The sequence below is a fragment of the Citrobacter amalonaticus genome (assembly GCF_001559075.2).
GTDB classification, from domain to species: Bacteria; Pseudomonadota; Gammaproteobacteria; order Enterobacterales; family Enterobacteriaceae; genus Citrobacter_A; species Citrobacter_A amalonaticus_F.
Genome location: NZ_CP014015.2, coordinates 1,155,033 through 1,181,631, shown reverse-complemented (window position 1 = coordinate 1,181,631; position 26,599 = coordinate 1,155,033). Strand labels below are relative to the sequence as shown.

At 38.6% G+C, this 26,599-nt stretch carries 28 protein-coding genes and 1 tRNA gene; 13 read left to right on the top strand and 16 right to left on the bottom strand.

Annotation, left to right across the window (positions count from 1 at the left end; translation table 11 throughout):
• Positions 1 to 12: 12 nt before the first annotated feature.
• Both idnO and idnD read right to left on the bottom strand, forming a co-directional pair.
• Positions 13 to 777: a gluconate 5-dehydrogenase gene (idnO, locus tag AL479_RS05615; RefSeq protein ID WP_061075373.1), complete on the bottom strand. Its 765-nt coding sequence runs from the start codon at positions 775 to 777 to the stop codon at positions 13 to 15.
• An 11-nt stretch (positions 778 to 788) separates the two neighbouring features.
• A complete protein-coding gene (idnD, locus tag AL479_RS05610) occupies positions 789 to 1,832 on the bottom strand; it encodes an L-idonate 5-dehydrogenase (protein WP_061075372.1) in 1,044 nt (347 codons plus the stop codon).
• 217 nt (positions 1,833 to 2,049) lie between these two features.
• Between idnD and idnK the strand changes: the two genes are divergently transcribed.
• A complete protein-coding gene (gene idnK, locus AL479_RS05605) occupies positions 2,050 to 2,592 on the top strand; it encodes a gluconokinase (RefSeq protein ID WP_061075371.1) in 543 nt (180 codons plus the stop codon).
• 24 nt (positions 2,593 to 2,616) lie between these two features.
• On the opposite strand, the gene ahr is transcribed toward idnK, so the two are convergent.
• Positions 2,617 to 3,636: an NADPH-dependent aldehyde reductase Ahr gene (gene ahr, locus AL479_RS05600; RefSeq protein WP_061075370.1), complete on the bottom strand. Its 1,020-nt coding sequence runs from the start codon at positions 3,634 to 3,636 to the stop codon at positions 2,617 to 2,619.
• 199 nt (positions 3,637 to 3,835) lie between these two features.
• Between ahr and AL479_RS05595 the strand changes: the two genes are divergently transcribed.
• From AL479_RS05595 to AL479_RS05540, 12 genes are all read left to right on the top strand, one after another.
• A tRNA-Leu gene (locus AL479_RS05595) sits at positions 3,836 to 3,920 on the top strand.
• A gap of 189 nt (positions 3,921 to 4,109) precedes the next feature.
• Positions 4,110 to 5,360: a tyrosine-type recombinase/integrase gene (locus AL479_RS05590; RefSeq protein WP_061075369.1), complete on the top strand. Its 1,251-nt coding sequence runs from the start codon at positions 4,110 to 4,112 to the stop codon at positions 5,358 to 5,360.
• 87 nt (positions 5,361 to 5,447) lie between these two features.
• Positions 5,448 to 6,587, top strand: coding sequence for a DNA cytosine methyltransferase (locus AL479_RS05585; protein WP_001399625.1), 1,140 nt, complete (start codon positions 5,448 to 5,450; stop codon positions 6,585 to 6,587).
• Positions 6,523 to 7,599 carry a hypothetical protein gene (locus tag AL479_RS05580; protein ID WP_032301165.1) on the top strand — a complete coding sequence of 359 codons (1,077 nt, stop codon included), beginning with the start codon at positions 6,523 to 6,525 and terminating at the stop codon, positions 7,597 to 7,599. Before AL479_RS05585 ends, AL479_RS05580 begins: the two co-directional genes overlap by 65 nt.
• 141 nt (positions 7,600 to 7,740) lie before the next feature.
• The gene (locus AL479_RS05575; protein WP_023299207.1) at positions 7,741 to 8,550 is read left to right on the top strand and encodes a DUF6387 family protein; all 810 of its coding nucleotides are present in this window, start codon (positions 7,741 to 7,743) and stop codon (positions 8,548 to 8,550) included.
• 165 nt (positions 8,551 to 8,715) lie between these two features.
• Positions 8,716 to 8,922: a helix-turn-helix transcriptional regulator gene (locus tag AL479_RS05570; RefSeq protein WP_001098486.1), complete on the top strand. Its 207-nt coding sequence runs from the start codon at positions 8,716 to 8,718 to the stop codon at positions 8,920 to 8,922.
• Between the two features lie 21 nt (positions 8,923 to 8,943).
• Positions 8,944 to 9,258, top strand: coding sequence for a hypothetical protein (locus AL479_RS05565; RefSeq protein ID WP_003845923.1), 315 nt, complete (start codon positions 8,944 to 8,946; stop codon positions 9,256 to 9,258).
• Between the two features lie 282 nt (positions 9,259 to 9,540).
• On the top strand, positions 9,541 to 10,743 hold the full coding sequence (locus tag AL479_RS05560) for a tyrosine-type recombinase/integrase (protein WP_061075368.1): 1,203 nt from the start codon (positions 9,541 to 9,543) through the stop codon (positions 10,741 to 10,743).
• Positions 10,736 to 12,046 carry a site-specific integrase gene (locus AL479_RS05555; RefSeq protein ID WP_061075367.1) on the top strand — a complete coding sequence of 437 codons (1,311 nt, stop codon included), beginning with the start codon at positions 10,736 to 10,738 and terminating at the stop codon, positions 12,044 to 12,046. The genes AL479_RS05560 and AL479_RS05555 overlap by 8 nt, the downstream gene beginning before the upstream one ends.
• Positions 12,043 to 13,917, top strand: coding sequence for a hypothetical protein (locus AL479_RS05550; protein WP_061075366.1), 1,875 nt, complete (start codon positions 12,043 to 12,045; stop codon positions 13,915 to 13,917). Before AL479_RS05555 ends, AL479_RS05550 begins: the two co-directional genes overlap by 4 nt.
• Before the next feature lie 14 nt (positions 13,918 to 13,931).
• The gene (locus AL479_RS05545) at positions 13,932 to 14,318 is read left to right on the top strand and encodes a hypothetical protein (RefSeq protein WP_001062153.1); all 387 of its coding nucleotides are present in this window, start codon (positions 13,932 to 13,934) and stop codon (positions 14,316 to 14,318) included.
• A gap of 87 nt (positions 14,319 to 14,405) precedes the next feature.
• The gene (locus tag AL479_RS05540; RefSeq protein WP_176452531.1) at positions 14,406 to 14,843 is read left to right on the top strand and encodes a hypothetical protein; all 438 of its coding nucleotides are present in this window, start codon (positions 14,406 to 14,408) and stop codon (positions 14,841 to 14,843) included.
• 40 nt (positions 14,844 to 14,883) lie between these two features.
• Here the strand turns inward: AL479_RS05540 and AL479_RS05535 are convergent, their stop codons facing one another.
• The 13 genes from AL479_RS05535 to AL479_RS05480 form a co-directional block, all read right to left on the bottom strand.
• Positions 14,884 to 15,147: a cell wall-binding protein gene (locus AL479_RS05535; RefSeq protein ID WP_071887593.1), complete on the bottom strand. Its 264-nt coding sequence runs from the start codon at positions 15,145 to 15,147 to the stop codon at positions 14,884 to 14,886.
• 24 nt (positions 15,148 to 15,171) lie between these two features.
• Positions 15,172 to 15,558 carry a hypothetical protein gene (locus AL479_RS05530; RefSeq protein ID WP_061075364.1) on the bottom strand — a complete coding sequence of 129 codons (387 nt, stop codon included), beginning with the start codon at positions 15,556 to 15,558 and terminating at the stop codon, positions 15,172 to 15,174.
• A gap of 29 nt (positions 15,559 to 15,587) precedes the next feature.
• Entirely contained in the window at positions 15,588 to 15,866 is a 279-nt protein-coding gene (locus AL479_RS05525) for a hypothetical protein (protein WP_071592644.1), read from the bottom strand.
• A 223-nt stretch (positions 15,867 to 16,089) separates the two neighbouring features.
• The gene (locus AL479_RS05520; RefSeq protein ID WP_061075363.1) at positions 16,090 to 17,262 is read right to left on the bottom strand and encodes a relaxase/mobilization nuclease domain-containing protein; all 1,173 of its coding nucleotides are present in this window, start codon (positions 17,260 to 17,262) and stop codon (positions 16,090 to 16,092) included.
• Positions 17,231 to 17,605, bottom strand: coding sequence for a hypothetical protein (locus tag AL479_RS05515; RefSeq protein WP_105291726.1), 375 nt, complete (start codon positions 17,603 to 17,605; stop codon positions 17,231 to 17,233). Before AL479_RS05515 ends, AL479_RS05520 begins: the two co-directional genes overlap by 32 nt.
• A gap of 146 nt (positions 17,606 to 17,751) precedes the next feature.
• Positions 17,752 to 18,915, bottom strand: coding sequence for a reverse transcriptase family protein (locus AL479_RS05510; RefSeq protein WP_071887592.1), 1,164 nt, complete (start codon positions 18,913 to 18,915; stop codon positions 17,752 to 17,754).
• A gap of 188 nt (positions 18,916 to 19,103) precedes the next feature.
• Complete coding sequence (locus AL479_RS23790) at positions 19,104 to 20,324, bottom strand: hypothetical protein (protein ID WP_146109664.1); 1,221 nt, start codon at positions 20,322 to 20,324, stop codon at positions 19,104 to 19,106.
• A 235-nt stretch (positions 20,325 to 20,559) separates the two neighbouring features.
• Positions 20,560 to 21,144 carry an ankyrin repeat domain-containing protein gene (locus tag AL479_RS23920; protein WP_061075361.1) on the bottom strand — a complete coding sequence of 195 codons (585 nt, stop codon included), beginning with the start codon at positions 21,142 to 21,144 and terminating at the stop codon, positions 20,560 to 20,562.
• 61 nt (positions 21,145 to 21,205) lie between these two features.
• Entirely contained in the window at positions 21,206 to 21,454 is a 249-nt protein-coding gene (locus tag AL479_RS05500; protein ID WP_004168107.1) for a hypothetical protein, read from the bottom strand.
• A 55-nt stretch (positions 21,455 to 21,509) separates the two neighbouring features.
• Positions 21,510 to 22,385, bottom strand: coding sequence for a hypothetical protein (locus tag AL479_RS05495; RefSeq protein WP_061075360.1), 876 nt, complete (start codon positions 22,383 to 22,385; stop codon positions 21,510 to 21,512).
• A 9-nt stretch (positions 22,386 to 22,394) separates the two neighbouring features.
• Positions 22,395 to 23,546: a DUF3696 domain-containing protein gene (locus tag AL479_RS05490; protein ID WP_061075359.1), complete on the bottom strand. Its 1,152-nt coding sequence runs from the start codon at positions 23,544 to 23,546 to the stop codon at positions 22,395 to 22,397.
• 2 nt (positions 23,547 to 23,548) lie between these two features.
• Entirely contained in the window at positions 23,549 to 25,465 is a 1,917-nt protein-coding gene (locus AL479_RS05485) for a DUF262 domain-containing protein (RefSeq protein WP_061075358.1), read from the bottom strand.
• A gap of 380 nt (positions 25,466 to 25,845) precedes the next feature.
• Positions 25,846 to 26,592: an epimerase gene (locus AL479_RS05480; RefSeq protein ID WP_061075357.1), complete on the bottom strand. Its 747-nt coding sequence runs from the start codon at positions 26,590 to 26,592 to the stop codon at positions 25,846 to 25,848.
• Between the last annotated feature and the right edge of the window lie 7 nt (positions 26,593 to 26,599).

Below are 26,599 nucleotides of genomic sequence, written 5' to 3'. Positions count from 1 at the left end.
GTTGTTCAGTGGTTACACAGCGACCAGCATGCCGCCATCGACGAACAGCAGGTGTCCGTTGACGAAGTCTGAGGCTTTGGAGGAGAGGAATACCGCCGCGCCAATCAGCTCCTGCGGATCGCCCCAGCGAGCGGCAGGGGTACGTTTGCACAACCATGAGGTGAAGGCTTCATCTTCAACCAGCGCTTTGGTCATTTCCGTTTTGAAGTACCCCGGTGCGATGCCATTAACCTGGATGTTATGGCGCGCCAGCTCAACGCACATACCGCGAGTCAGCATCTTCACGGCGCCTTTCGAGGCGGCGTACGGGGTGATGGTGTCGCGACCCAGCTCACTCTGCATCGAGCAGATGTTGATCACTTTCCCGGCCTGGCGCTCCACCATCCGGCGGGTGACCGCCTGGGAGACGAGGAACACGGCGGTCTGGTTAACCGCGATCACGTCGTTCCATTCCTGCTCCGGGAATTCGGTAAACGGATGACGGCGCTGGATCCCGGCGTTGTTGACCAGCACATCAATCGGGCCAATATCCTTTTCGATATGGTCAATTGCTGCGTCGATATCCTGTTTGTGCGTCACGTTAAAAGGAGCGGCAACGGCGCGGATCCCTTGTTGCTGCAGTTTTGCAACTGCGGCTTCTGCCCGTTCTGACGTAATATCGTTGACGATAATCTGCGCGCCATACTGACCAAGACCCGTTGCCAGCAAATAACCGATCCCCTGGGCGGAGCCGGTGATCAGGATATTTTTACCTGCCAGTGAAAAAAGATCGTTCATGATGTTGTTCCTTATTTTTCATTCTCAAAGACGAGCTGAACTTTCGCCGCCTGGCTTTTGTCGCTGGCGAAAATCAGCGCCTGCTCCAGGTCGGTAAACGGATATTCCGCACTCAGCAGCGGCAGTGGATCGATAACGTTATGCGCCAGCCAGGAGACTGCGGTGTTAAATTCGGTGGTAAAGCGGAACGAGCCTTTCAGGGCGATCTCTTTGCCGATGAGCATCATCATTGGGAAGTCCGGAACGGCACCGCCCATACCGACCTGCACCATCACCCCTTTTGCGCGAGTGACTTCCAGACAGGTGGTCATGGAGGAAGGATGGCCGGAGACTTCAAAGCTGATATCGAAATAGCCTTTTTCCGTTTTCCACTGGTCGAGAGAATCATTCTGGGGATTCACCAGCGTATCCGCGCCCATTTGCTGAGCCAGCGATAGCGAACGGGGGCTGACATCGGCACAGACCACTTCCGCCGCGCCCAGCGTTTTCACCGCGCTGACGATCAGGCAACCGATGGGGCCGACGCCGGAGATAAACACTTTCTTACCCTGTAGATCGCCAGCCTCATGTGCGGCATGGATGGCTACGGCCAACGGTTCAGCAAAGGCCATGACCTTTTCGTCCGCCTGTTCCGGGTAAGGAATGCACTGGGCGGTATCGACCGTTTTAAACTGGGTAAAGCCGCCGTCGACGTGCGGAAAATACATCGCACTGCCAAAAAAACGCATTTCAGTGCACTGGTTTTCTTCATGCTGAAGGCAGTATTTACAATGACCGCATGGCTTAGACGGATTAATGGCAATCGACTGTCCTTCGCGTAAAGTTTCTGAATCGCTATGGACTACTTTACCAATAACTTCATGGCCTAAAATCATCGGCGCTTTGACGGTAAAATTACCGACTTTGCCTTCCTGATAATAATGTAAGTCGGAGCCGCAAATGCCTCCGCGGGTTATTTTTACGAGCGTACCTTTATTATTCCATTCGATATTCTGTTGTGTTACGGCAACAGAACGCTTACCCGCGACAACGCAGGATTGAGTTTTCACTTCCATAAATGCCTCACTGGGTCAGGTCTTCATCTCAGGTGCATTTAAGCGGTTTTAAATGTCCTTATTTGTGATGCAAGTCACACTGGAAAATTGTTACACTACAATGTTACGCATAACGTGATGCGCTTTATAATTCTCATCTATGGAAATAAAAAAGCGTGAAATTGCCGATTGTGCAGGCGTAGTATCGCGCCATGGAATATGACGCAGAGGGTTTTACATGGCCGGGGAAAGCTATATTTTGATGGGCGTTTCAGGAAGTGGTAAATCGTTAATTGGTAGTAAGGTGGCGGCATTATTATCGGCGAAGTTTATTGATGGCGACGATCTCCATCCCGCCAAAAACATTGATAAAATGTCTCAGGGAATACCGTTAACTGACGAAGACCGGTTACCGTGGTTAGAACGCTTAAATGATGCATCTTATAGTCTGTATAAAAAGAATGAGACGGGTTTTATTGTGTGCTCATCATTAAAAAAACAGTATCGTGATTTTTTACGTAAGGGCAGTCCTAACGTGCATTTTCTCTGGCTGGATGGCGACTACGATATTATCCTGGCGCGGATGCAGCGTCGGGCAGGGCATTTTATGCCGGTCGGCTTGCTGAAAAGTCAGTTTGAGGCGCTGGAGTGCCCGCTGGCGGAAGAAGTCGATATCGCGCGTATCGACATTAATCATGACATTGAGAACGTGACGGCGCAGTGCCAACAGGCGGTTCTGGCGTTTCGCCAGGCACGAGAGCGACTCAGCGTCTCACTTTGAACAGGGAGGCGCTGAGTCAGACCGTTAGAAATCGGCTTTCAGCACCACACGGTAGCGGGCTTTACCGTCGCGTACGTGCTGGATTGCCTCGTTAATTTGCGACATCGGGAACAGTTCGGTGGTTGGCGAGACCTTGCTGCGCCCGGCAAATTTCATCAGCTTACGCAGTTCATACGGCGTGCCGGTCGCCGAACCGGAGATGCTGCGATCGCCGGCAATCAGCGTGAAGGCGGGGACCGGCAGCGGCTTCAGCACCGCGCCGACGGTGTGGAAGTTGCCGCCGTAGGCCAGCGCTTCGAAGTAGGGTTGCCAGTCGAGATCAACATTGACGGTGTTGATGATGAGATCGAACTGGCCCGCCAGCGCCGTTAATGCCTGCGGATCGCGGCTGTTCACCACTTTATCGGCGCCCATCGCCAGTACCTCTTTCTCTTTCGCCGGGTTAGAGCTGAACGCGGTGACTTCACATCCCATCGCATGCAACAGCTTGATGGCGATATGACCCAGCCCGCCAATGCCAATCACCCCGACGCGGCTGGTGGCGGTGACGTGGTGCATCAGCAGCGGTTTAAATACCGTGATACCGCCGCACAGTAGCGGACCGGCGGATTCAATATCGATGCTTTCCGGAAGCGGGATCACCCACTGCCAGTCAGCGCGCAGCTTCTCAGCAAAGCCGCCGCGATTGAGAATGGTTGGTACTGCTCCTTCCAGGCAGTTGATCTGATTACCGCTGATACAGGCATCGCAGTGACCACAGCTGCGCGCCGTCCAGCCAATCCCCACGCGCTGACCGATCTTCAGTCCTTTCCCCTGCGCTGCGCTGCCGAGGGCGGCCACGCGACCAATCACCTCATGTCCGGCAACCAGTGGATACTGAGAGAATCCCCACTCATTGTCGATCATCGACAAATCGGAATGGCAGATACCGCAGTAATCGACCTGCACCTCGACATCTTCCGGCTTGAGTTCGCCAGCATCGTATTCAAAGAGTTCGAGTTCGCTGCCCGCCTCTTTTGCGGCATAGCTTTTTATCATCGACATCGTGTTTCCCTCAGTGTGGTGTTGAACAGGAAAGTGTAGAGCATGGAAAACGGCGTCGCTTTGCAGAAGGGGGGATTAAGAAGAGGGCGGGATGGAAGTATGCTGATTTTTTCGACACTTAACGGAGAAGACACACGCTGGCGCTTGCATGGTGGCGCATGACAGGTATAATCCACAACGTTTTCCGCATCCCTTCCGTGCCGGAGTGGCGAAATCGGTAGACGCAGTTGATTCAAAATCAACCGTAGAAATACGTGCCGGTTCGAGTCCGGCCTTCGGCACCATACAAAGCTTTTTTCAAGTCTACTAACGTCTACTTTAGTCCATAAAAACAGCGAGTTAAGCAGGTTCCTGGCTTTCCTTAGTCTGTCCACGTCTACTCAATTCCTTGAACATATACCAACTGATGATGGTATAACTGTTGGTATTCCCGGTTCGATAGATTTTGATACCAACACTGGAGGTATCAACTGATGGCTCTCACCGATATCAAAGTTAGAACTACCAAGCCCTCCGACAAACCTTTCAAACTCACTGATGGGCAGGGGATGCACTTGCTGATCAACCCCAATGGCTCAAAATACTGGCGACTTCAATATCGTTTCGACGGTAAACAGAAAGTTTTAGCATTGGGTGTCTACCCAATGGTCTCTCTTGGTGAAGCTCGCAGGAAACGAGATGAGGCCAAAAAGTTGGTATCTGATGGTATCGACCCTTCCGAGAAGAAAAAAGCAGACAAGATCGAGCAGAGCGAAGCTCTGACATTCGAGGCTGTCGCAAGGGACTGGCATACTGCCTGTAAAAGGAAATGGTCTGATTCCCACAGCGAGAGAGTTCTAAAAAGCATGGAAGATGGTCTCTTTACTGCTATTGGTAGAAGAAAAATATCCGAACTTAATACCAGAGATCTTCTTGCCCCTATCAAGGCTGTTGAAGCTTCCGGGCGATTGGAAGTTGCTTCCCGATTACAGCAAAGAACAACGGCAGTAATGAGATATGCTGTCCAGAATGGGCTGATAGATTACAACCCTGCTCAGGAGATGGCAGGAGCTATTGCGGTAGCTAAAAGAGTCCACAGGCCAGCTTTGCCATTCGAACGATTCTCAGAACTTTTAGAACGAATTGATAGTTTCAAGGGTAGAAAACTCACGAAGTTAGCCGTGAAACTCACATTGCTCATTTTCATTCGTTCAAGTGAACTCAGGTTTGCTCGTTGGTCAGAGATAGATATCGACAATGCCATGTGGACTATCCCTGGGGAACGTGAGCCATTGCCAGGGGTCAAACATTCTCATCGAGGCTCAAAAATGAAGACCCCACACCTCGTGCCGTTAAGTCGTCAGGCTTTAGAACTCCTCAAAGATATCAGAGAAATCAGCGGTGAATGTGAACTTGTGTTCATTGGTGATCATGATTTTAGAAAGCCTATGAGTGAAAACACGGTAAACAAGGCTTTAAGGTCTATGGGCTACGACACTACGGTTGAAGTATGTGGACATGGTTTTCGTGCGATGGCATGTAGTGCGTTGATCGAATCGGGAAAATGGTCAAGGGATGCTGTTGAACGGCAGATGAGCCACCAAGAGCGAAACTCCGTTCGTGCTGCCTACATTCATAAAGCAGAACACCTTGATGAAAGAAGGCTTATGTTGCAGTGGTGGGCTGATTACCTTAATGCCTTGAAAGATAGGTTTATCAGTCCCTTTGATTTTACAACAAAGTAGCTTGATCAACGATTAACTATCCACTGGCATAGCCGTGTGATATGATTACAATGGCTATATTTTTAATTTAAATTTAATAGGTAAAAAATGTCCACAATTAACCCCGCAATTTTTTCTTTTTTCTCTGGTTCAGGATTTCTTGATCTTGGATTTGAAAAAAATGGTTATGAAGTGGTTTTCGTGAATGAATACCATGCTCCGTTTATGGATGCATATAAACATTCGAGGAAAAAATTAAATATAGCACCACCTCGTTTTGGGTATGCAGAGTGCAGTATTGAAGATGTAGAACATGAAAAAATTAAGTCTTCTATGCTTCAACTTAAAAATGAGGGGCGATTGACTGGATTTATTGGTGGTCCACCATGCCCGGATTTCTCTGTAGCGGGTAAAAATAAAGGTCGAGATGGTGAAAACGGTCGGCTTTCACAAAGCTATATTGATATCATTCTTGAAATGAAACCAGATTTCTTTCTTTTTGAGAATGTTAAAGGTCTATATCGTACCAGTAAACATAGGGAGTTTTTTGACCATTTAAAAACTCAATTAGAATCGGTTGGTTATTGTTTGCATGAAAAACTAATAAATTCTATTGAGTATGGTGCTCCTCAAGATAGGCAACGAATCATATTGATTGGTTTCCTTGATGAAAAATATGCAAGTCAGTTCAATTGGGGGCAAAGAGTCTACCCTGAAAGAACTGCATTTGAATATAAATGGCCGACGACAAACCAATTTTCAGAAAACACTTCTGTTATAAAACCAAAGGGTATCCCAGAAGAGTTAACAGTAGAGCATTGGTTCAAGAAAAACCAGGTTGATAATCATCCAAATGCAAAGCATGTATTCGCGGCAAGAGCAGGGCTTGCGAGGTTTTTGACTGTCGAGGAAGGGGACGATAGTAAAAAATCCTATAAAAGGTTGCATAGATGGAGATTTTCACCAACTGCTGCTTATGGTAATAATGAGGTACATTTACATCCTTATAAACCAAGAAGAATTACTGTTGCCGAAGCATTAGCAATTCAGTCTTTACCAAAAGAATTTGAATTACCTGCTTATATGACTCTGTCTAATATGTTTAAAACAGTCGGTAACGGTGTACCCTACTTAGCAGCGGCCGGTATTGCCAAATCTATTATAGAGCATTTAGGAATCGAATATGAGAGTAACTGCGGCGAACTTAGCACAGGCGATTGCCAATCTACCAAGAAACACGCAGTTTAATTATGTAAATGTGCGAAATTCGGGAAGAATCATTGTAACGAATGTCCAACTTCCCGAAGGCCCAATAGAATTTAAAAGATTCGATCCAAAAAAGGGTGAGACACTACATAGTTCTAAATCGGAAAGCATCTCCACACAAATGTTGTGGAGACTGGCTAATGCTTTACAGGAAGATGTCCCTGTCAATTTGGATCGTATTTTTGGTGCAAGCTATAATACACGTGCTGTTCTCGAAAGCCTTTTGGCCCATACTCCTGAGTTTTATTGGTGTAAGCTTGATCGCCTTGAGGTAATGAACACTCAGAAAAATATTAAAAAAGGTCACAAGCACCTTATTTATAGACCAAATGACCCACATGAAAATGGTGTAGCAATAGAACATATTACTAATGTTATAATTTCTGAAATGAATTTAGATGTTGTCCATCAATCAGTTGATATAGAGACAATCTTACCTACTAAAGGAATGACGATTGAGGAAAAAAGACGTCATGCACAAATTCAAATCTCATTAGTAAAAATAGGTCATTACTTAGGTTATCGAACATGGGTTGCAGCAAATGATCGAGGCCTCCAGTATAATGGAAAATCTATAGCCCAAATGGATGGGGTCATAGATAATTTAAGAAATGAACAAGTGCTTCAATCATATGATAAAGCTATCAAAGAAGCTCGGCTTATAGATTGTATTTGGTTTCGAAATGGGAAATTAATGCCTGCAGTTATGGAGATTGAGCATAGCACTGGTATTAAAAGTGGTTTGGTAAGAATGAAACAATTTTATGATTATGCACCACAGTTAAAAAATATACGTTGGACCGTTGTGGCACCTGACGAATATAGAAATAAAGTTATAGAGTTTTCTAATATGCCACAATTTAAAGAATTAGATACTCGATTCTTCCCCTATTCTGCTGTTGAGGAACTCTATTCATTATGTGCAAGAAGGAATCCTCAAGGAATTACAGACGATTTCCTCGATGCATTCATGGAAAAGTGTGTGACACATTAGTTCTCCATAGTCAGTTACCGGAGCAAATTACTTTGCTCTGGTTGATTAACTGAAAATTAGTATTAAAATCTGAAGGTGTTTATTTTATAAATAAATATCAAATGTAATGTTATTTTCAATAATTATTTCTAAGAGCGGTTTATGAGAGCAATTAGCCCCTTTGAGGAATTGAAGAACTGGTTTAATCTTGATAACTACGAACCGATAAAATCTTTTACAATCAAGGAACTACATAGAGAAATTGTATTTAGAGAAGTGATTTTTGATAGCATAAATTTTGAATGGGAAGATGAAAATCAAAATTTGAAGTCAATCCTTGACGGTAATCCCATTTTAAGTAGACAAGAAAATTATTATGATCCCTATGTTAAGGGACAAAAACATGTTGTACAGATAAGTTTCGGTGATATAGAAAAGTTAGAGAAAAAACTAATAATGTTTGATATGGATTTCTTTGAACAGAATGGTGATTTCAAGAAAGAATTAAAAAATAAACCCATAACACAAACCATGAGAGACTTTTTTCTCAACAAAAATAGCAGCAAGATGTATGTATCATTTGATTTGGGGTTATCTAGTGATGAGGAAATTATATCAGCCCTGCAAACTATGCTTCCAACTCTAAGGAAAGAATACGAGATTGATCCAGTAAAAACAGAAAAGATAGGGCTCGCAAAAATTAGAAAACTTGTCGATTACAACATTATTCCTATGATGGACCTACTAATTTGGTCAAAATTCAAAAAAGCAAAAATCTCAAATATGGTCTTGTCTCGTGTGTTGTATCCTGATTTCACTCACGAGATTAGAGGCGAAGATCACATTAAAGATACAGATAGGCCCGTTGCTGAAAAGGCTTTAAATGGAGAGATAACTCGTAGTTTGGAGTACTTTCTTAGTAAAAACAGTCATCTCATCAACATACCGATTTCAGAACTCGGATCTCTCTAGCTATAAATCATCATGCAATTGTCAAGGGGATGGTGAAAATATTTTTCTTCCCCTAAATTTCTCTCCATTCTTCCCTCATCTAAATTTTCAGTTATCAGCACTCCCTTCATAGATACAAATCTGTGTGGCTAATATCTCCTTAACGGAAGCGGAGGAAACAGCCAAATGAATACAACCAATCAAAGCTTAATTCGTTTACCAGAAGTCTTGAAACGAACTGGTTTCGGCAAGGCTTGGATCTATCGTCTGATCAGTGAAGGTCGGTTTCCGGCACCCGTTAAGATCGGAGTTCGTGCCGTTGCTTTTGTCGAGAGTGAAGTTGACGAGTGGATTCAATCAGTTATCGAAACAAGCAGAATTAAAGTTGCTTAATTAAACTTGGGAGAGATTTTTATGAATATCGAAGAATTTATGAATGAAGAAAACCATATGTGCAATTTAGGCGAGGATCTTTTTTGCAAGATCTTCGAACCCGGAGCGATTTATGATTTGCCGAATAGCGATTTTAATAAAGAAATCATTTACTGGCTCAGTCAGTATCTTGTCGGAAATTTGAGACAGCCTTTAGACGCGATCTCTGAGCTTGATATTTTCGAGCAGTTTTATGTTTACGAGACATGGTTCTCGCTAATTAAATGTCCCGTTGAAATGAGAAATCTTTCAAAGCGAATAATTCAATACCAGATTGGGCTGAAAACTCTTTTGTAAGAATGTAAAGTTTGGCCCAATATTTAGGCTTAAAACTTTACAAAATAACTTACATTATTTTGGTTGCCGTTTATTAGCAAGGCAGTGAGATTGTTTTCGAAGTATTAGGTGTACATAATATATACTAGATCTACCAGATGATAATTTGACAGGAATAATCGTCTATCTCACTGTTTTAATTTAAATAAATGATTCTAACGATTCAAATAAATTTGTAAATCTACGAAATGCTTATTATTAATATATTGGAATTATACTTTTTGTAAGGTTTAGGAGGAAAATATGTGCAGTATTTGTGTAGATTCGTTTATGTTGGAAAATGGTGAGAGGTATTGCCATGTTGTAAATAAAAAAACTGGTGAGCCATTGTATTATCCAAATTTGTATATAACAACACAAGTCAGAAATCGTTCAGAGTCTATATCAACAATGAAAGTTATTGCCGGTAGCATTTCATTGTTATATCGATTCTTTATGAGGAAAGAGATCGATATTGATGAAAGAATTCAGAAAAGGATATTTCTTGCTCATCATGAAATTGATGATTTGATTGAGTTTACTTCATTCAATTTTAAAAGTGGTGGAGATCATGACTTTTGCGTTTCAAATGTCAAGAAACCAACTAAGTATTTTCGTATTACAATAATAGTTAACTATCTGGAATGGCTATGTAAAATGCTTCTTTCTCATACAGGTCAGAAAGATACAATCAAAGAGATACTTGTTTTCATTAACAACATAAAAAGAAAGAAACCAAGAAACAATGACAAATATGTTATGGATATCGAAAAGAGCTTAGACAAATCTCAACTGGATTATTTGTTTAGCATTCTTTCGCCAGGAAGTAATTTGAATCCGTTTACGGAAACAGTACAAAAAAGAAATAACCTAATATTCCTATTATTACATTGTTTTGGCATGAGAGCCGGTGAACTTTTGAATCTGCGAATTGGTGACATAGATTTTGCAGAATCAACAATAGCAATAAGGAGGAGAGCAAATGATAAAACAGATCCACGAGTTTATCAGCCATTAGTGAAAACTTGTGAGAGGAAATTAATTGCTGATGAAAACCTTATATATGAAATTTCAGATTATATTTTGAATGATCGTAGGAAAGTTAAAAATTCTAATAAGCATGATTTTCTGTTTATTACCTATAAGGAAGGGAAGACTCAAGGGCAACCACTATCATTTTCTTCATACCATAAGATAGTGAGTGTTGTTCGTCAATCATCCTCGCTTCTAAGTGGATTAACAGGCCATAAATTACGACACACATGGAATTATGAGTTCTCGAAAACAATAGATAAGGCTAAGGACATATCCGAAGAAAAAGAGCAACAAATCCGTTCTTATCTAATGGGATGGCTACCAGGTTCAGACACTTCAATAATCTATAATCGCAGGCATATTTTTGAGCTATCGAAAAAAATTGCACTTGAGCAGCAAGAGCAACTATTCAAAGGAGGGTTTGATGAATAATTTAATTAAACAAAACTCTGATAAAATGTCTATTCATGAACAAAAAATCGTCACTTCGATTGAGAGTCATGGAATCAATATTAGAGACTTGATATGTGTTATGAACAAAAGTTTGGTTTGTGGATTTGTGAATACATTACAGTATTATTTTTGTAGTAAAAGCCATTTGTATGTAAAAACTATAGTTAAAAATATGAAGAATTTTATTAACAATGTTTCTCCTAATTACATTGATGATAAAGTAATAATCCAATATCAAAATATGCAATCAGCAAATAAACCATCATATTTTCGAGGTTTACGGCCATTTTTTACTAAATGGTTTGAATCAGGATACCCCGGAATAGATGCAAGTGCTATTGAAATAGCAAAGCATTTTGACCTAAAAATAAAAAAAGCTGGTCAACCTATATTACAAGATGATCCAACTGTGGGTCCACTGACTAAAGAGGAACACACTTCCTTGATCAAGGCTATGAGTCACGCATATAGCATAGGTGAACTGTCACTGTCAGATTATGCGATATCACTATTAATAAGTCTTACCGGTAGAAGACCTCAGCAGTTAGTTATGTTGGAATATAAAGACCTTCTTCAAAAGAATTTAGATACTGGTAAAGTAGAATATTTAATTTCAGTACCGCGAGTTAAACAAAGAGGTAAACAACTACAATATCGAGAACTGCCAATAATCTCAGAGGTTGCATCAATTCTTCAACTTCAAGCTAATCATTCCGTGAGGCTTGTTGAGCAAACCTTTGGCAAAACCCTTGATGATCATGACAAAGGCAAGGTTCCAGTTTTCTTGAACGAGGACAAACTGCTTGATTTAGCCATAATAGATTTTAACTTCCTGGAGGCTAATAAAATATATGCAAAACCAACAATTGCTAATAGAGCATTAAAGAATATTGTTAATACTGTGAACTTAATTTCAAATCGTACAGGTTCTCTACTCAATGCTACTCCTCGCAGGCTTCGCTATACGATAGCAACTATGCTGGCTAGGGAGGGACATAATGCCAATACTATAGCTGAATTGTTGGATCATTCTTCTACTTCAAGTACGGGCATTTATATTAAAAATCTTGCTGAGAGTGTTGAAAGAATTGATTCCGCTGTTTCAGAACAATTGTCATTTGTCGCTGATATTTTTATGAATGGAATAAGGTCTAATAAGATAAGGGATTTTAAATTTTGCTCTTCGAGAAAATGTCAAAGTCAGAATTTAAATGTAAGCTTCCCTTGTAATAAATGTGCTTTCTTTATGCCAATTGATATTGATGAGGTAAATGTTCTATGAAAAATATTATATTATTTAAATCTAAAAATCAACTTACAGCAGAAAGCAACTATAATGAATTTATAAAGTTTTGTCGCTATCAACTGACCGGACTAACCCAAACTCAGGACTGGGATCAGTATGCTTGGAAAGGATATGTCACATTTAGAAAAATAGGGGTTGGAAATAAAGTCTTTGATTCCATTGATGCAATGCACGAAGATTATATCAATTTTGCGAAAGCATATATCAGATATCAACACTCATTGAAACCATTGAAAAATTATGGGGCTATTATGATGGCCTTGCGATGTCTCGAACAGGCTCTTTTGCAGGTTCAGAACACTGGTCTCATTTATAATGTTACAGCCGTTGTTTTCGATGAAGCAATGCAGATCGGAAGTAAATATTTTGAAGGTAACGTTTTGGCTAAATGTGGAATACAGCTTGAAAAAATATCAAAGTTTCTATGTGAACATAATCTTGTGAAGTCAGGATATATCTCATGGAAAAACCATGTAAAACAGAAAGTCAAAAACAATTACCTTCCTGAGATTGAGGATTATCACCGAAGCGATAAGTTACCAGATGAAGAGGCATTACTCGCTATTGCTGATATTTTCTCTAAAAATGATGAGTTACTGAGCCCAAGAGATAAGTTCACCAGTTCAGTATTTGCACTTCTACTTTGTTGTCCGAGCAGAATCTCTGAGATTTTAGCCTTACCTGCTGATTGTGAGATTACACAAATAGATGGCAAGGGTATAGAAAGATATGGGCTGAGATTTTATTCGGTTAAGGGGTATGGCCCTAATATCAAATGGATTCCACGAGTCATGATACCAGTTGCAAAGAAAGCGATTAGAAGATTACTTTCCTTATCACAAAATGCAAGAGCACTTGCTCACTGGTGCGAAAAGCACCCTGATAAATTTTACCGGAATGAGCTTTGCCCAATAGTTGATGAAAAAGCTAAATTGACCGTTGTACAAGTTTGCCATGCACTGGGGTTTCATTTATTTGATCATAAATCATGTGTTTTAAAAATTAAAAGAACGAGTTTGGATGGTGGGAAAAGTTTTTTAAACCCCAATGATTACAACTATTCATTGAGTGATTTGTGGGGAATTATTAGTTCTAATTTTAGCAGAGACTTTCCATGGTATGATAAAGAAAAATCCATAAAGTTTAGTAATGCTTTATGCTTGCTCAATGCTGATCAACTTTCTTTATCAAGAATGACTTCAATTTTCACATTTTACAAACCCACTAAAAGTTTCTTTTTTAGTGATATACAAAGTAAAAAAAGCTATGAGATGAGGTATAAAAATATATTTTCCCGATATGGGTATTATGATGATGAAGGTAAACCACTACTTATTCGCTCACACCAACCTCGGCACCTTTTAAACACAATAGCCCATTATGGTGAAATGTCTGAATTGGATATAGCTAAATGGTCTGGTCGTATTAATGAGAATCAGAACAGAGTTTATAATCACGTGTCGGAAGAAGATATGTTAGATAAAATCAAAGCGATTAAATTGAGCATGAAAAATTATTGTCAAAGGGAATCAATACCCACAAATGAAATGACAGTTGATTTTGATAACCTGAATCAAGGAGCAATTCACTTAACAGAGTTTGGTTACTGTGTGCATAATTATTTGGTTCAGCCTTGTACTAAAATCAATGAATTTATAGAATATGATAATAAAAGACTGGACATGAAACCAGTAGATAGAATTAGATTGGAATCAATCCGAGAAAAATTAGTGAAATTGATAAATATAACTCAGATCGCTTTTGAAAATGGTGACTATGGGGCTGATAAATGGTTGCAGCACCACGAAAAAAACTTGGAAAGAATTAATAAACTTTTGAATAATTGAAACAGGAGATGCATATGGCAAAACATTTAAACAGGAGTGAAATAAAAGCAATTACACACATGATATTGACTTGGGACGGCAAAATCACATGGAGTGATTTATGTGAATCAGTTTATAAAAATTTAAACAGAACTATCACAAGGCAATCTTTAAGTGCTCATGATGAAGTTGTTGAAGCATATAGAACAAAGAAAAATTTGTCCAATTTGAAAAAATCAGGCTTAAAGAAACCAGCCAATTTAACAATTGCGGCACAACAAATATTAAATCTTAAAGCCGAAAATGAAATGTTGAAAAAACAGAACAATAGATACAAAGAGCAATTTAGCTATTGGCAGTACAATGCTTACAGACACGGTCTTACTATGGAACAGTTGAATCGGCCATTTAATAAAAAATGACAATTGATAGGTTACGTCTATTGACAAGCTAAATAAATACGATAAATATAAATATATGGTCAGGAAGACTATTTCAATTATGCAAGGATGCATTTTATGGACAAAAGCAACATCAATCCAGAATTTACTCTGGAAGAGCAACTTATTATTATTGTCGATAAGTATATCTCAAAAAGATACCAGCCAGGCGATAAAAGTTTTTCATACCAGCTTTACTTAATTTTTGTGGGATACCATTTAAAATATTTCTACCCTAAAAGGATTTATTCCAAATCCAATCGTAATATTGATAACATAATGGCTATGTTTAGCTCGGTATACAAAAGTCTGACAAGCAATCTATTACAACGATTAAATAACAAAGAAGGGGTCCTAAGAGAGCTAAACTCGCTTGTGAATTTCATAGATAACAATCAGGAAAAAGCAGAAGAAGTTTATGCTGTTGTAAGAACACAGTATGAAGTGAAGGTTATCGAGAAAGAGTTAACCCATGAGGTTGTTAGAGCAAGAAATGTTAGATTATAAAAGCTCCCGAAAGGGAGCTTCATTTTACTAATTTACTTTATTAATAACTTCCTACTTGCCAGCCATCATCTGATTTTATTAATTTAACTGTTCCAGCTTGCTTTGTTCCGCTCATATCCATAATTATATTGCACTTATAGCTTTTATCAGATTCTTTTGTGCAATCTACTTTTTTTACTGAAGTCAGATAGCTTCCAGTCCATTTTCGCATAGCTTTAAAAATATCATCTTGGGAAGGCTCACTGCTACATGCAGTGAGAACAAATGCAGAAATAATAACAGTAAGGACCGAAGATATTTTCATTAGACTTGTTCCTGATTAAGTATTTTACTGGAGAATGCCAGATTTTGTATTGTTATTATCAGTAGAGAATGTCCATTTGCCTACAGTTTCTCCATTGAAGTAGATTTCGAGAGTTCTAGACTGAGTCTGGGAAGCGCCAGTTAGCAAACCGACAACAGGGATAAAAGTCGAGGCATTGAACTGATTGTTATACATGAAATATCTCCATTGCTCGTTGCCATCGTCAAGAGTCGTTCTAGTGTCAGGCTCACCAAGTTGAGCAAGTAGCTCTGCCTTAGTTGTTTTGTTTTTAATTATTTTTGATTGTAGACTTTGAGCAGTTTCATTTTTAATCTTTTGGTTCCCTGATGTTGAGCAACCGGTAATTAAGCATATTGCAATAAAAAAGGATGTAACAATAATTTTATTCATTTAATGATCCTTATTATATTTGACCAGAGTTAGCTTTTATGTGTGAAAACGGCTCTGTGTGCAAATTTCTTACGTAAATAAAATCTCAAAGAAATTGCTGAGGCAAAATAGATAACGACAGTTAATATAAAACTTTGACTGATAGCGAATATAAAGAAAGCAATCGCTAACAGCACAATTCCTATTAGTAAAGCTAACCAGGCTGAAACGGCTCCATATTTGATGGTTGAATGACAACCGGTGCAGACACGGACACCAAACGGACTCTCCTGAAAGCAGAACGGGCACTTAATTGTTTCGTTTTTCATAGCAACCCCAGGGTGGAAGATTTACTGCGTGTTTGTAGGGATTCTCGATGGCTGGCTGACTAAAGTAAAATCACTTGTACCGATCGATGATCGTTGCTTGATAGTTAATATCTATCATAATTGAGTTATCGATCTGTAATAACGATCAATATTTTCTTGACTAAACACAAATTTATTACTAAGAAATTGAGTTGGGTTACGAAAGGCGTTTGCAACTAGCTGTCTATAAACGGATTTTTCTTGCAGGTTTCAGATGATGTGTTGAATAGACTTTTGAGAATCTTGCAGGGTTGTTGTGAAGAATGCTCTTACCGTAGCTTCGGAGAAGCTCTATGAGCCGTTGTAAAAAGGGAAACCAGCTACTGAGCCTGAGATGCTTTTGCCGTTGTACTGCATTTTTTTGAAGAATCTTTCCTACGATTTCGTTTCGTTTGTCTTCTCTGAGCCGTAATTCCAGTTCTGCAATTTTTTCAACGATACTTTCCTTTCTCTCAGTGGTTTTCAACACTGTTGCAGGAGCAGGAGCAGGAGCAGGAGCAGGAGCAGGAGCAGGAGCAGGAGCAGGGTGGTCTTTTGTCGGTGTGTTGGTTCGTATAGCTTCTAAGTGGTCAGGATTGTAGTTAAGTTGCTTTTGAAGATTTGCCCAAGAGTAACCCTTGCCTAACTGTGAAGCTTTGAAAGCAATATCGCGGTAGGAAAATGAGAACCCGTTCATTTTACCTGTGCTTGCGACATTTGCCGTCCAGCCGACTTCTGCTTCTTCCAGTCGTTTTGTGAAAGTTGGAAGGTCCGGCTTATCAGATAAACTTTTATCAAGTATCTGCTGCAGAGCTTCTCTTGGTGAAAGCACCCCGGTTCGTTCCGATAGCATTTTCTCATTACGGGACACTCTCTTCCGCTTCGGTTGTGCTTGCGAGGGGGGAGATGCAGTTTTTGTCACTGTCAGGCCATGAGCGACTTCGAGTTTACTGATGATCTGTGTGCTGATGAGATTTTCATTCCTACCCAAGTACAGCTTCCCTCCATTAAGATCTATGCGACTTGCAATAATGTGTATGTGCTGACCAGCCGGATCGTCATGAAGCACATAGCAACGGAGATGAGTATCACTGAATCCCATTCTCTCCATATAGTCATCTGCGATGCTGGACCACTGTTCAGCCGTTAGTGATTCACCATCGGGTAAGCGAAGCGAGTTGTGCCAAACGGCCTTCTGAACATCTGGCCGAAGCTGTTTGGTACCATCAAATTCCGCAATCAGTTCAAAGGCTGAATCACTCAGCATATTGCCCCCGATTACGACTGGATCGCTTTTATGATGTGCTCCCGGCTGCAATGCATAACGAACAAAACCAGCGAAGTTCTTACCTCTCTTGATCTTCTGCATACCCTTCATAGGGTTTGCTCCATATGTCAGCATTTAGCAGGTGCTGGCGAAGCTCTTGCAGTTGTCGTTTGACAGCGAAAAGCTCTGTATGAGTAAGCTGGCTATCTTTACTCTTACTGTCGATATGGAGAGCAATACGATTCAACTTTTGTGATATGTCAGACAATTTTTTCCAGGCTTCAGTATTAATTGTCGGTACTACTGGTGGCAGGTTTTGCAGAAATGACATGCGGAGCCATTCACCTTTACTTTTATTACCGCGTTTTATATTTAAAATCTGTAATTCATTGTTGTTGAGTCTAACACTTATACAATGTATTCTAATTCTGTCATCTGATCTTAATTTAGCCATATAAGTTCCTTTTATATGATTTAATATGATTAATGATAGTTATTATTTCCCATTAGTCAATAGCAGAACGGTTTTGATATATGGGTTTAATGTGCTAAAAATAAATCTCTCTGAAATAAAGTATTCAAAGATTCCCTAAATTAAAATTAAGGATGATCTATTGAAACAAACTTTTGACTAAACTCCAGCCATCTTGCATTATCAACATCCTTCACAAAAGCAATCAGACCTGCGACATGATTGTAAAAGCCAATTGGAGAGTCAAATTTTTCATGTCTTGCAACTTCTGAGAGACCAAATTTTTTTATTGAGTAAAGGTGGCGTTCAATACGTTTATAAGTTTGTTTAGATAATCGAGGGACATTGCCATCAACAAGTAATCCTAAAACTATTTTTTTTGAACCAGGTCCAGCTACTCTTATTTTGCTTACGTTTTCTTTGAAATGGTGCTTACGAATGATGCTGATAATGTTATTTTGTATTTTTCCAACCGAAACACCGTCGGGTAGAGTACCACCGCAGGATAATGTTATATCATCAGCATATCGAGTATAAGTGAAGCCATATTTATTAGCATATTCAGATAGAGAAATATCTAACTTTACAGTGGCTAAATTACTAAGCATTGGGCTACTCGGTGCCCCTTGAGGTAGCACTCCTAACGGCCATGGTTCTGATATGTCCCAAAAAAGGCTCTTCTCTTTATTTTGTCCGTAAAGCTTATATTCCTTAGTTGAGTGCTTAGGAACAGAAATTAGAGATTGTAAATGTTGTGGTAAACGTATAGTTGTGCATAGCCTTGATAGTTCAAATGCTATTAATGGCCGATATCCAGCATTTTTAAAAACCATATAAACATCAGATTCATTTATTGAATAAAAGAAATCGGAAATGTCGAATTGGAAGAGCCATTTAGCACCACAATGCTGTTCTGCACATTTTCTGATGCCACCATTAGGATGGAAAGCAAAAGAAGTATTATGGGGAACTAACTTTTTTAATATTTCACTATTGATGAAATGCTGTACTTTAAATATCTCGCCAGTTACAGCATGAATATGGCGTCTTCCACCTGAACGTTTTTTTATAGCAAACATGCGATAATTTGCTGATTCACGGCGGCGTGATACAGTGGATCGTAGCAAGCGATAATCAACACCAGTAATTTTTGAAAGATGGCGTAATGTAAAAATTACAGGGAGATTATTTTTCTTCAGATTACTTGCATAATTTCTTAAGTTTAGAGCCTGTGTCTTCCCTAAGGATGACTCTGCATTTTGATAAAGTTGGTGTGCTGACCAGATTTCCATTCACCTATCCTTTGAGCCCAGGGGGCCATCAGTGTCATACATTTTCCGAGTCCTCGATGGCCGTTAATGTATGACATTGAAGGGCGGCGTAGCCGCCTTTGCGTCAGATCTTTCCAGAGATGTTTCTCCAACATCCCCATCCGTTGTAACAAAAGCCACAACAGATTCTGTCAAACAAGCGGTGAACTTCACTCATCATTGTTTAACGGCTGAACGGAGTGCTGATCAGCACACCAAGACTCTGGAATGTAAAGACCAAAATCCCATACACTATCGGTTTTAACATGCCTAGAATTTACAAGTATGTCAAGTCCGAATTTAGATAGTCGTTTTTGAGTTGTCAATAGTCCTAATGTCTCTGCATATATGAGTAGTTTTTCTACATACGAACAATCAACATTCAAACGTAAGGCAATGCTTTTGTTATCTCTGACACCTCTTTTTATAAGTTTTAGTAAATTTATAATTTCGGGAGATAAAGATGAATGGGGGGAAGTGTTATGTTTTGTTCCATTTTCTAACAAGGCAAGCAGCCATCCTGGAATTGCTCTATCAGGCATTAGTCCTTGCCATTTTTTATTAGAAAACCATAGTATTCCAGGAAGGTTATTAGGGACGCTATGATAAAAAATTATATTAGATAAAACATTACCATAGCCAAGACGAGCCCATGGAGGAATTTTGGTTTGATTTTTACAAAGATTGATTATTTCATTATACTGCTCACCCCACCGAGTTTCTAACCAATTTTCATTATATACGATGTTACTTATGAAATTGATTTTTTCAGATTTTCTATATTTTCTTACTCCATGGTCTGAGCCGCGAATAGTATTGATTATTCTATTTTCAGAACCTAGTGTTCTGGCGAAAGAAATTAAAGTTAATCTTACTAATCCTAAACTCCACCAACTTAAAAAGGTAGGGTTATCGAGCATGGCATTAATAAATCCGGATACTCTATCACCACTACCAATCGAATCATCAATAAGTAAAAAATCGTTGACTTTAGATTTTTTCAGATCATTGAGAGATGGATGATCTAAAAACATAGTTTTATTAGACCGCACAAGGTTTGAAATAATTGAATATACTAAGTCTTCGCTACCTTGCGAATGACCTGGTCTATTAACAACATCACCATTAAGGTCCCATAATACTTGTTTGTCTGGATCTAATTTGCGAACTGAATAAAGGGCATAATTTTTATTTTTTGGTAAATCAGAAATGCTCTTTTGAAGCCATATGGTAAACTCATCTCTACTTACAAAAGTTAACTTGCTCAAGATGTTTTTTGCAATCGCTTTTTGGCTGCTATTAAATTGCATAAGCCATTGAGCTATTTCCTGAGAGGATTCAATTTTTTCTACTGAAAGTATTTTAAATTTAGGTTTGTCTCTTGTTTTCATTTTTTTTAACCACTGTCAGGGCAATTGTTATTTCATAACATAAAAAGTAATGATGGTAAAGGTTTTGTTGTATCATTAACCTTCTTTATAACTGAGTAGACTAAGTTTGATACTTTTATACGAAGCTAAATGAGCTAAATATTAAATACTAAAATGTAATGGAGGATATTTTTCAACCGAAGGGCGAAAAACAAGGGAACGCAAAGAAGCGGAGCTTCGATGAGTTAGCCCTTGCTTATTCATATGATTTGTATTTCTTTTCATCTACTAAATTTATTATGGACGATGAGGTTTTATATATCAACTTTACATTGTGTAAAGATATATTGTGTTTGCTAATAAAATATAAGAGATCCAATAGCATCTGTTCTTGCCGTTCTTGTGGAAATTCTAATTTTACGATTGGAGTAAATTCAACAATAAAACCACTATTCAACAGTAGTTTTATGTAGCTAAATGAGTTTGGCGTAACTGTTTTGATTTTTATTATTTTATTAGTAATTAGATGCTTATGGTTTATAATAATGTGAGGGTTGAGCAGTGCCATATCATATGACATGAATGTTAAACCATGACTATCTATTATGTTCAAGTCGATACCAAGTTGTATAAACAAATCGATTATTGCTTTGCTATGTATCCAGTTATAAAATAAAGGTGTCCTTCCATAGTTATCTAAATGATTTAGGTCGGCTCCTGCAGCTAAAAGAGATGTTGTAAGTAAATAGTCATTAGAATAAAATAATGGTGTACGACCACAATTATCCTTTAAGTTTATTAAACCATTGTCTATGAATATATTAGATAAATTATTGTGCATTTTACCTCCTTTTATCATTATGTATATTGAAAAAAGGAGGTTGTCAATATTTAGAGGTTAGTTAACCACCAAATGTTTTTTTCTTAGGTTGTGGGGGCTCTGCATTAAGTATGATAGTTTTAATATTTGCATTTATTTGATTGATATTATCAGTCAATATATTAATAACTGATAATGCTTCTACAGGTGTGCTAAATGGTGATTCTAAAAACACGCCTGAGCCTTTCAAAAATATATGGTAAGTGAGTATACCATTTTCTTCATTTTCATATATATCATAAACTTCATTTACTGTTTCGTACAATTTCATTATTATACTCCTTGATAATGATGGTTTATTTCAATGGGCTCGCGATATCACTACCTTATAAATGATCTCCAATGTGAGCAATAGCGATTTGTGCCGGTCTATCAGGAATTCTATTAAAGAAGCCAAAGTATATTCTATTGTAGTAATAAGTTCCTTTTCGATTAGTATTGTCCATGTATTCAAGTTTATAATGGAATTCACAATTCACGTCTTTATAGATACAATCACCCACTTTAAAATCACGTTTTAATTCCCCTATGGCTCGTTTATTTTTGCCTCCACCTTCTGGTGTTACAAGATAAGGTAACGATGAATTCATAATTCTAATGTTATGTTGTGAGTCATTAGGTATAATTGTATAGTAATTAACAAAATAAAGAAATTCAGTGATGCTTTTCAAAAAATTTTCATATCCACCTTCAATTTTCCTAATAAAATTAAAGGTTTGTGGTGGGTTATCCAAAAAAATGACATTCTTGAAAATGTTTTTAATATTGTCAGCATATTCATCACAATCCGCTGGGAATTCATCAAGGATTTTCTTAGAAAGATCAATTATTTCACTTTCACTAGAAACTGTATTATCCTTTTTTAAAGGTATGTCTGGAGATTGATAGGCACAGAGTTTTCTTTCGGCAAGTATCGATGGGGATGTATTGATAATATTTAGAAGTTCATTGCAGCCTATTTCATCCAATAAACTAATTTGGCCTATTTTATAATACTCATTAACAAGGCCACCGTAATCAGGGTTTGTTGAAAATAATTTAGTGACAAATTTTCCATCAAATTCATTGGAGCGAAGAAACTTTATAAAATCTGAATCCACTCTCTCTACAAGTGCTTTAAGATCTTTAATCTGGTTAAAAATCTTAATTTGTTCTTCTTCAAGAGAAAAACTATCTATGAACAAGCAAACACCTGCTTTCATGAAATCCCCTTAATTTTCAATATCAGGAGTATTAAATGATCCTGTCATAATGGTATACATATCAATTGATTGCTGGTCAAAGAATCCTTTCGGCCAACTAGAAAGTTTTCCATCTTTGCCAATAGATATCTTTTCTGCAGTAGATTCATTATTCTCATGTGAAATATAAAATAACGAAATTAGCTCAGGTGAAAAGTCAGGAGATGTTCTTGCTACGACACGGATTCCGTTGAGAAGGTGATCGCTATGAGTTTCTATCAATACCTGTACTCCCGCTTGAGCAGTGTAAGCTATTAATCTACCCATATAGCTTTGTCCTCTAGGGTGCAAATGGGCTTCCGGGTTTTCTAAAACTACTAATTCGCCCGGTTTTGCTAAAAGTAATGCTGAAACAATACTCAAAGCATAGCTATAACCAAAACCAATGTTTTTGGGTTTAGTTTGTTTTCCTGACTCAGCCTGTATTGTGTTATAAGCAATGTTTGCACTAACTTCCAATTTTGGCTGTATTTTATAATTTGGGGATATTTCATCCATCCATGCCTGTATATTATTCGCAACCCTGACATTATTATAATTATGATGTATTCTTGGGTCGTCTTTATTTGGATTACCATCTTTCAGTATTAGTCTATCTTGTCTATTCATTATATTGTCTAATACTTCGATGACATATTCACCTTTTTTCCCCAACCAATCGCTATGAAAATTGTGTTGTGATAAAGAAATATTGTCTCTTGGACCAATACGTTCGGCTTCAATATATTGAAAATTACTTGCATTTATAAAGTCTTTAATTGTTTTAATGCTATCCATACCTGAAATACATGGAAGTTCATTACGGAGATTTGCTGAGTCCTCTTGTGTAACCCCCCAACTGACTTCACATTCTTTAACTGATAGAGTGATTTTCAGTTGATCATCATCTGAAATAAAGTCATTAATAATATCGTCAATACGACCAATGTTTATCAGTTCACCATTTAACTTTATATCATTTTTACTACCAAAATCAGACTGTAACACCATACCTATGGCTTGCATTACTGTACTCTTACCGACAGAGTTATTACCACAAAATACATTTAGACCTGACAAATCAAAAGATTGCTCTTTGTATGATTTAAAATTTTTGAGTTTTATCGATTTAATAGGGAGCATTATCAATTACCCTCATTAGCATTAACAATCTTAATGCCTGTGCTTTGTTCAAGAATTTTCGCAAAAGAATTGAATCTATATAATATAGTTATTTTCTTTCCTGTTGAGGTAGAGATAGAGTCCTTAAACCCTCGCTCTGCTTCAATGTAAGTCTGTGAATCCCATGTGGCATATTCTTTTGAATTGCTATCAATAGCAGAATAAAGGGTATCAACCAATTTATCAGAATTTTTCAGCAATAACTCTTCTTGTTCCTCAGTAACATAATAGAAATAGTAAATTATCACTTCATAAAGTTGCTTACTTATAGGTGATGTATTAGAGCCAATCTCTTTTATGAAAGCTAAATCACCGAAAACATCATAGGCGAGGTTTAAAGCCCTCAAATATTTTCTTTCTATTTGAAGATACTCGTTGCATTCATTCGAAATGTACGCACTTCCTAAATCTATTTCTTTTTCGTTTAATAAGTTTAGTTTATATAGATTTAAGTTTTCCATGGCTTTTGATAAAAACTTATCATAGGAATTAAAATTATAATTTTTAAAGCCAATATTTATAAATGCAAGAGCAGCAAGGCAAAGCTCCATATCCTTTTGTCTATCAGGCTTAACCTTACCATGCGTTGCTTGTTTGAATTCGTTTTTGGATGCCAGATACCGTAAAAACTTAACACTTGAACCTTGATTCAGGGCCGAACGAATTTCTTGATCACTTAACTTAACACCATATGTATTGATACGGTGGAATAATTCAACTATGAGATCAGTGCTATCTTTATTCATTTCTATAAAGTAAGCCGTGATTTCATATTCTCTTATGGCTCTTTGTTCAGTGCGAGTAAGCTCACCAAACTCTTTACCATTTAAATCCTCAAGGATATCAAGTTTAGAAAGTTTAAATTCTCCACTCATAAAATCATAAATTGTTGTGATCCGTTGTAAACCATCAACAACGACCCACTTATCTTCTGCGATTCGATTACCAAAATAAAATACAGGAAGTGGGAGTTTTAAGAGAATAGACTCGATTAATTTAGACTTCTTCTCACTATTCCAAATACGATCTTTTCTTTGGAAGTCAGGTTGTAGTTCAATATCACCAAAATGAACCCGATCAAAAATGAGAGATAAAACCGGAGTCTTGGAGGTAATTCTTGCAACACCAAGTTTAGCTTGTAGAGTTTTTAATTCCAAGTTCAACTGTGATGATGTTGTATCATTTTCACCCTCATCTACTCCATAAGTATTGGGTGACTCTATAAGTTCTTCTACAGTAGTATTATTACTAATTTTTAATGTTGGCACCTCTATATTATAATCAAGAGTCACAACTGAGTTAGCCATATCTGCGGAAAGCTCTTTAAATCTATTAAGAGTAACCTCAACCTTTTTTGAAGCAATTTCAGATGGGAATTTCTTCAAAACTATTTGATAAGCATCATCAAGGCTTTGAACTAATTCAACCTGCTGTTCATAAATTTTCCCAAGATTCAAATTGAGAAAATTATCAATTTTTTTTCTTAAAACCCTAAATTCAGAGCCTTGAACTTCTGATAATGTCGCTGCTTCATGGACATTATGACTACGCAATAACAGATGTTTTTTGTTTTCATACTTGAAATGTTGAATATAGGGTAAGTTAGCAAATATTGTTTCTGGTTGGTTCCTGCTCGAAGAACTACCGTAAAGAACCTGCTCTACATTACAAAAACCTCTAATATTTAAATTGCTGTAAATCGATTCAAGCTCTGATAATGAACGTGTTTTAGATTCAGAATTAGAAGAGACTTTATATTTACCGTTTTCACGATCAATGCTTATAATACATAGTGGAGGCGTAGAAGGATTAATTGGCTGTAGCTGTTTGCCAAAAAGAAGATTTTCGATGTCGTTTAGCACTTGTTCAAAGTTAAGCATTAGTGCTTCCTAAATCCATGTTAGAATTGAAAACCATCCTCTAGGATACCATCATTTGGGTATTGATTCAATTTTTATCTTTACTTTAATAAAAAATTGCGTTATGCGTTTAAATGACTATGTTGCGTGATGGTATTTATGATGGTATTGATTATATTGCATTCAGAAAATGACATATAAACCAATGAGGTAAGTGCGATGTTCGAGTCCGGCCTTCGCACCAAAAATAAAACAACGTCCTCAAAAGCAGTTTTTGTACCCTAAGTCCGCGCCACACAAGATTTCTCTTTCAACAATAACCATCCCTCATCCATGCCCACGAACTTCAACGAATTCATCAAGGTAATACCCAAAAACTCCCCACCCAGCAGAACCCCTCATCACCCCTTTGCAGAATGTATCGTCGTTAGCCAGCGGCTAGTGTTTTCCGCCAGCGCATCGTTCCGGAAGAGCGCGCTACCGGATACTACGCGATCGACGCCGCTGGCAATGATCTCCGGGAGTTCTTCCTGTGTTAGCGAACCATCAACGGCCAGAAGAAGGGAATCCCGCTTCCCGGACGCATTGAGTAATGCGACAACCTGGGCGATGCGCCGCAGTAAGGCAGGTTTGCTGAGTTTGCTACCGTAGCCTGGATTAACCGCCAGAATTTGTACGATTTCAACGTCTTCAATGACTGGCAGAATGTGCTCCAGCGGTGTTGACGGGCACAGGCTGATCCCACGCAACACCGGCATTGTGCCGCCGGAGACTTCCGCATTTTGCTCACCCAGCCAGTGGAGCATATGGTGCAGATGCGGCGAGTTTTCCACCTGCAACGTGACGCAGTGTGCTCCCGCCTTTACGCTTGCCTGCACGACGGGCCAGGGATTATCCACCATCAAGTGAACATCCTTAATCATCTGCGCGGGTAATTGCGCGATAGCCCAGGGACCCACGGTGAACTGAGGGCAAAAATGCCCGTCCATCAGATCCAGGTGAAGAACGGGTTGTTCAAGTGCGCGAAGCGTTTGCAGGTACTCACCGAGTTTGAGCCACTGGCCGGCAAGAATACCGATGCTTAACGGGTAACGCTTCATCAACGAGACGCACTCTGCGCGATTCAATCCGGAAAAGGGACGGTTCATTTTTGAG

Coding starts and splice junctions, on each gene's coding strand:
- idnO (WP_061075373.1), bottom strand. CDS start 777: ATGAACGATCTTTTTTCACTGGCAGGTAAAAATATCCTGATCACCGGC.
- idnD (WP_061075372.1), bottom strand. CDS start 1,832: ATGGAAGTGAAAACTCAATCCTGCGTTGTCGCGGGTAAGCGTTCTGTT.
- idnK (WP_061075371.1), top strand. CDS start 2,050: ATGGCCGGGGAAAGCTATATTTTGATGGGCGTTTCAGGAAGTGGTAAA.
- ahr (WP_061075370.1), bottom strand. CDS start 3,636: ATGTCGATGATAAAAAGCTATGCCGCAAAAGAGGCGGGCAGCGAACTC.
- AL479_RS05590 (WP_061075369.1), top strand. CDS start 4,110: ATGGCTCTCACCGATATCAAAGTTAGAACTACCAAGCCCTCCGACAAA.
- AL479_RS05585 (WP_001399625.1), top strand. CDS start 5,448: ATGTCCACAATTAACCCCGCAATTTTTTCTTTTTTCTCTGGTTCAGGA.
- AL479_RS05580 (WP_032301165.1), top strand. CDS start 6,523: ATGAGAGTAACTGCGGCGAACTTAGCACAGGCGATTGCCAATCTACCA.
- AL479_RS05575 (WP_023299207.1), top strand. CDS start 7,741: ATGAGAGCAATTAGCCCCTTTGAGGAATTGAAGAACTGGTTTAATCTT.
- AL479_RS05570 (WP_001098486.1), top strand. CDS start 8,716: ATGAATACAACCAATCAAAGCTTAATTCGTTTACCAGAAGTCTTGAAA.
- AL479_RS05565 (WP_003845923.1), top strand. CDS start 8,944: ATGAATATCGAAGAATTTATGAATGAAGAAAACCATATGTGCAATTTA.
- AL479_RS05560 (WP_061075368.1), top strand. CDS start 9,541: ATGTGCAGTATTTGTGTAGATTCGTTTATGTTGGAAAATGGTGAGAGG.
- AL479_RS05555 (WP_061075367.1), top strand. CDS start 10,736: ATGAATAATTTAATTAAACAAAACTCTGATAAAATGTCTATTCATGAA.
- AL479_RS05550 (WP_061075366.1), top strand. CDS start 12,043: ATGAAAAATATTATATTATTTAAATCTAAAAATCAACTTACAGCAGAA.
- AL479_RS05545 (WP_001062153.1), top strand. CDS start 13,932: ATGGCAAAACATTTAAACAGGAGTGAAATAAAAGCAATTACACACATG.
- AL479_RS05540 (WP_176452531.1), top strand. CDS start 14,406: ATGCATTTTATGGACAAAAGCAACATCAATCCAGAATTTACTCTGGAA.
- AL479_RS05535 (WP_071887593.1), bottom strand. CDS start 15,147: ATGAAAATATCTTCGGTCCTTACTGTTATTATTTCTGCATTTGTTCTC.
- AL479_RS05530 (WP_061075364.1), bottom strand. CDS start 15,558: ATGAATAAAATTATTGTTACATCCTTTTTTATTGCAATATGCTTAATT.
- AL479_RS05525 (WP_071592644.1), bottom strand. CDS start 15,866: ATGAAAAACGAAACAATTAAGTGCCCGTTCTGCTTTCAGGAGAGTCCG.
- AL479_RS05520 (WP_061075363.1), bottom strand. CDS start 17,262: ATGAAGGGTATGCAGAAGATCAAGAGAGGTAAGAACTTCGCTGGTTTT.
- AL479_RS05515 (WP_105291726.1), bottom strand. CDS start 17,605: ATGGCTAAATTAAGATCAGATGACAGAATTAGAATACATTGTATAAGT.
- AL479_RS05510 (WP_071887592.1), bottom strand. CDS start 18,915: ATGGAAATCTGGTCAGCACACCAACTTTATCAAAATGCAGAGTCATCC.
- AL479_RS23790 (WP_146109664.1), bottom strand. CDS start 20,324: ATGAAAACAAGAGACAAACCTAAATTTAAAATACTTTCAGTAGAAAAA.
- AL479_RS23920 (WP_061075361.1), bottom strand. CDS start 21,144: ATGCACAATAATTTATCTAATATATTCATAGACAATGGTTTAATAAAC.
- AL479_RS05500 (WP_004168107.1), bottom strand. CDS start 21,454: ATGAAATTGTACGAAACAGTAAATGAAGTTTATGATATATATGAAAAT.
- AL479_RS05495 (WP_061075360.1), bottom strand. CDS start 22,385: ATGAAAGCAGGTGTTTGCTTGTTCATAGATAGTTTTTCTCTTGAAGAA.
- AL479_RS05490 (WP_061075359.1), bottom strand. CDS start 23,546: ATGCTCCCTATTAAATCGATAAAACTCAAAAATTTTAAATCATACAAA.
- AL479_RS05485 (WP_061075358.1), bottom strand. CDS start 25,465: ATGCTTAACTTTGAACAAGTGCTAAACGACATCGAAAATCTTCTTTTT.
- AL479_RS05480 (WP_061075357.1), bottom strand. CDS start 26,592: ATGAACCGTCCCTTTTCCGGATTGAATCGCGCAGAGTGCGTCTCGTTG.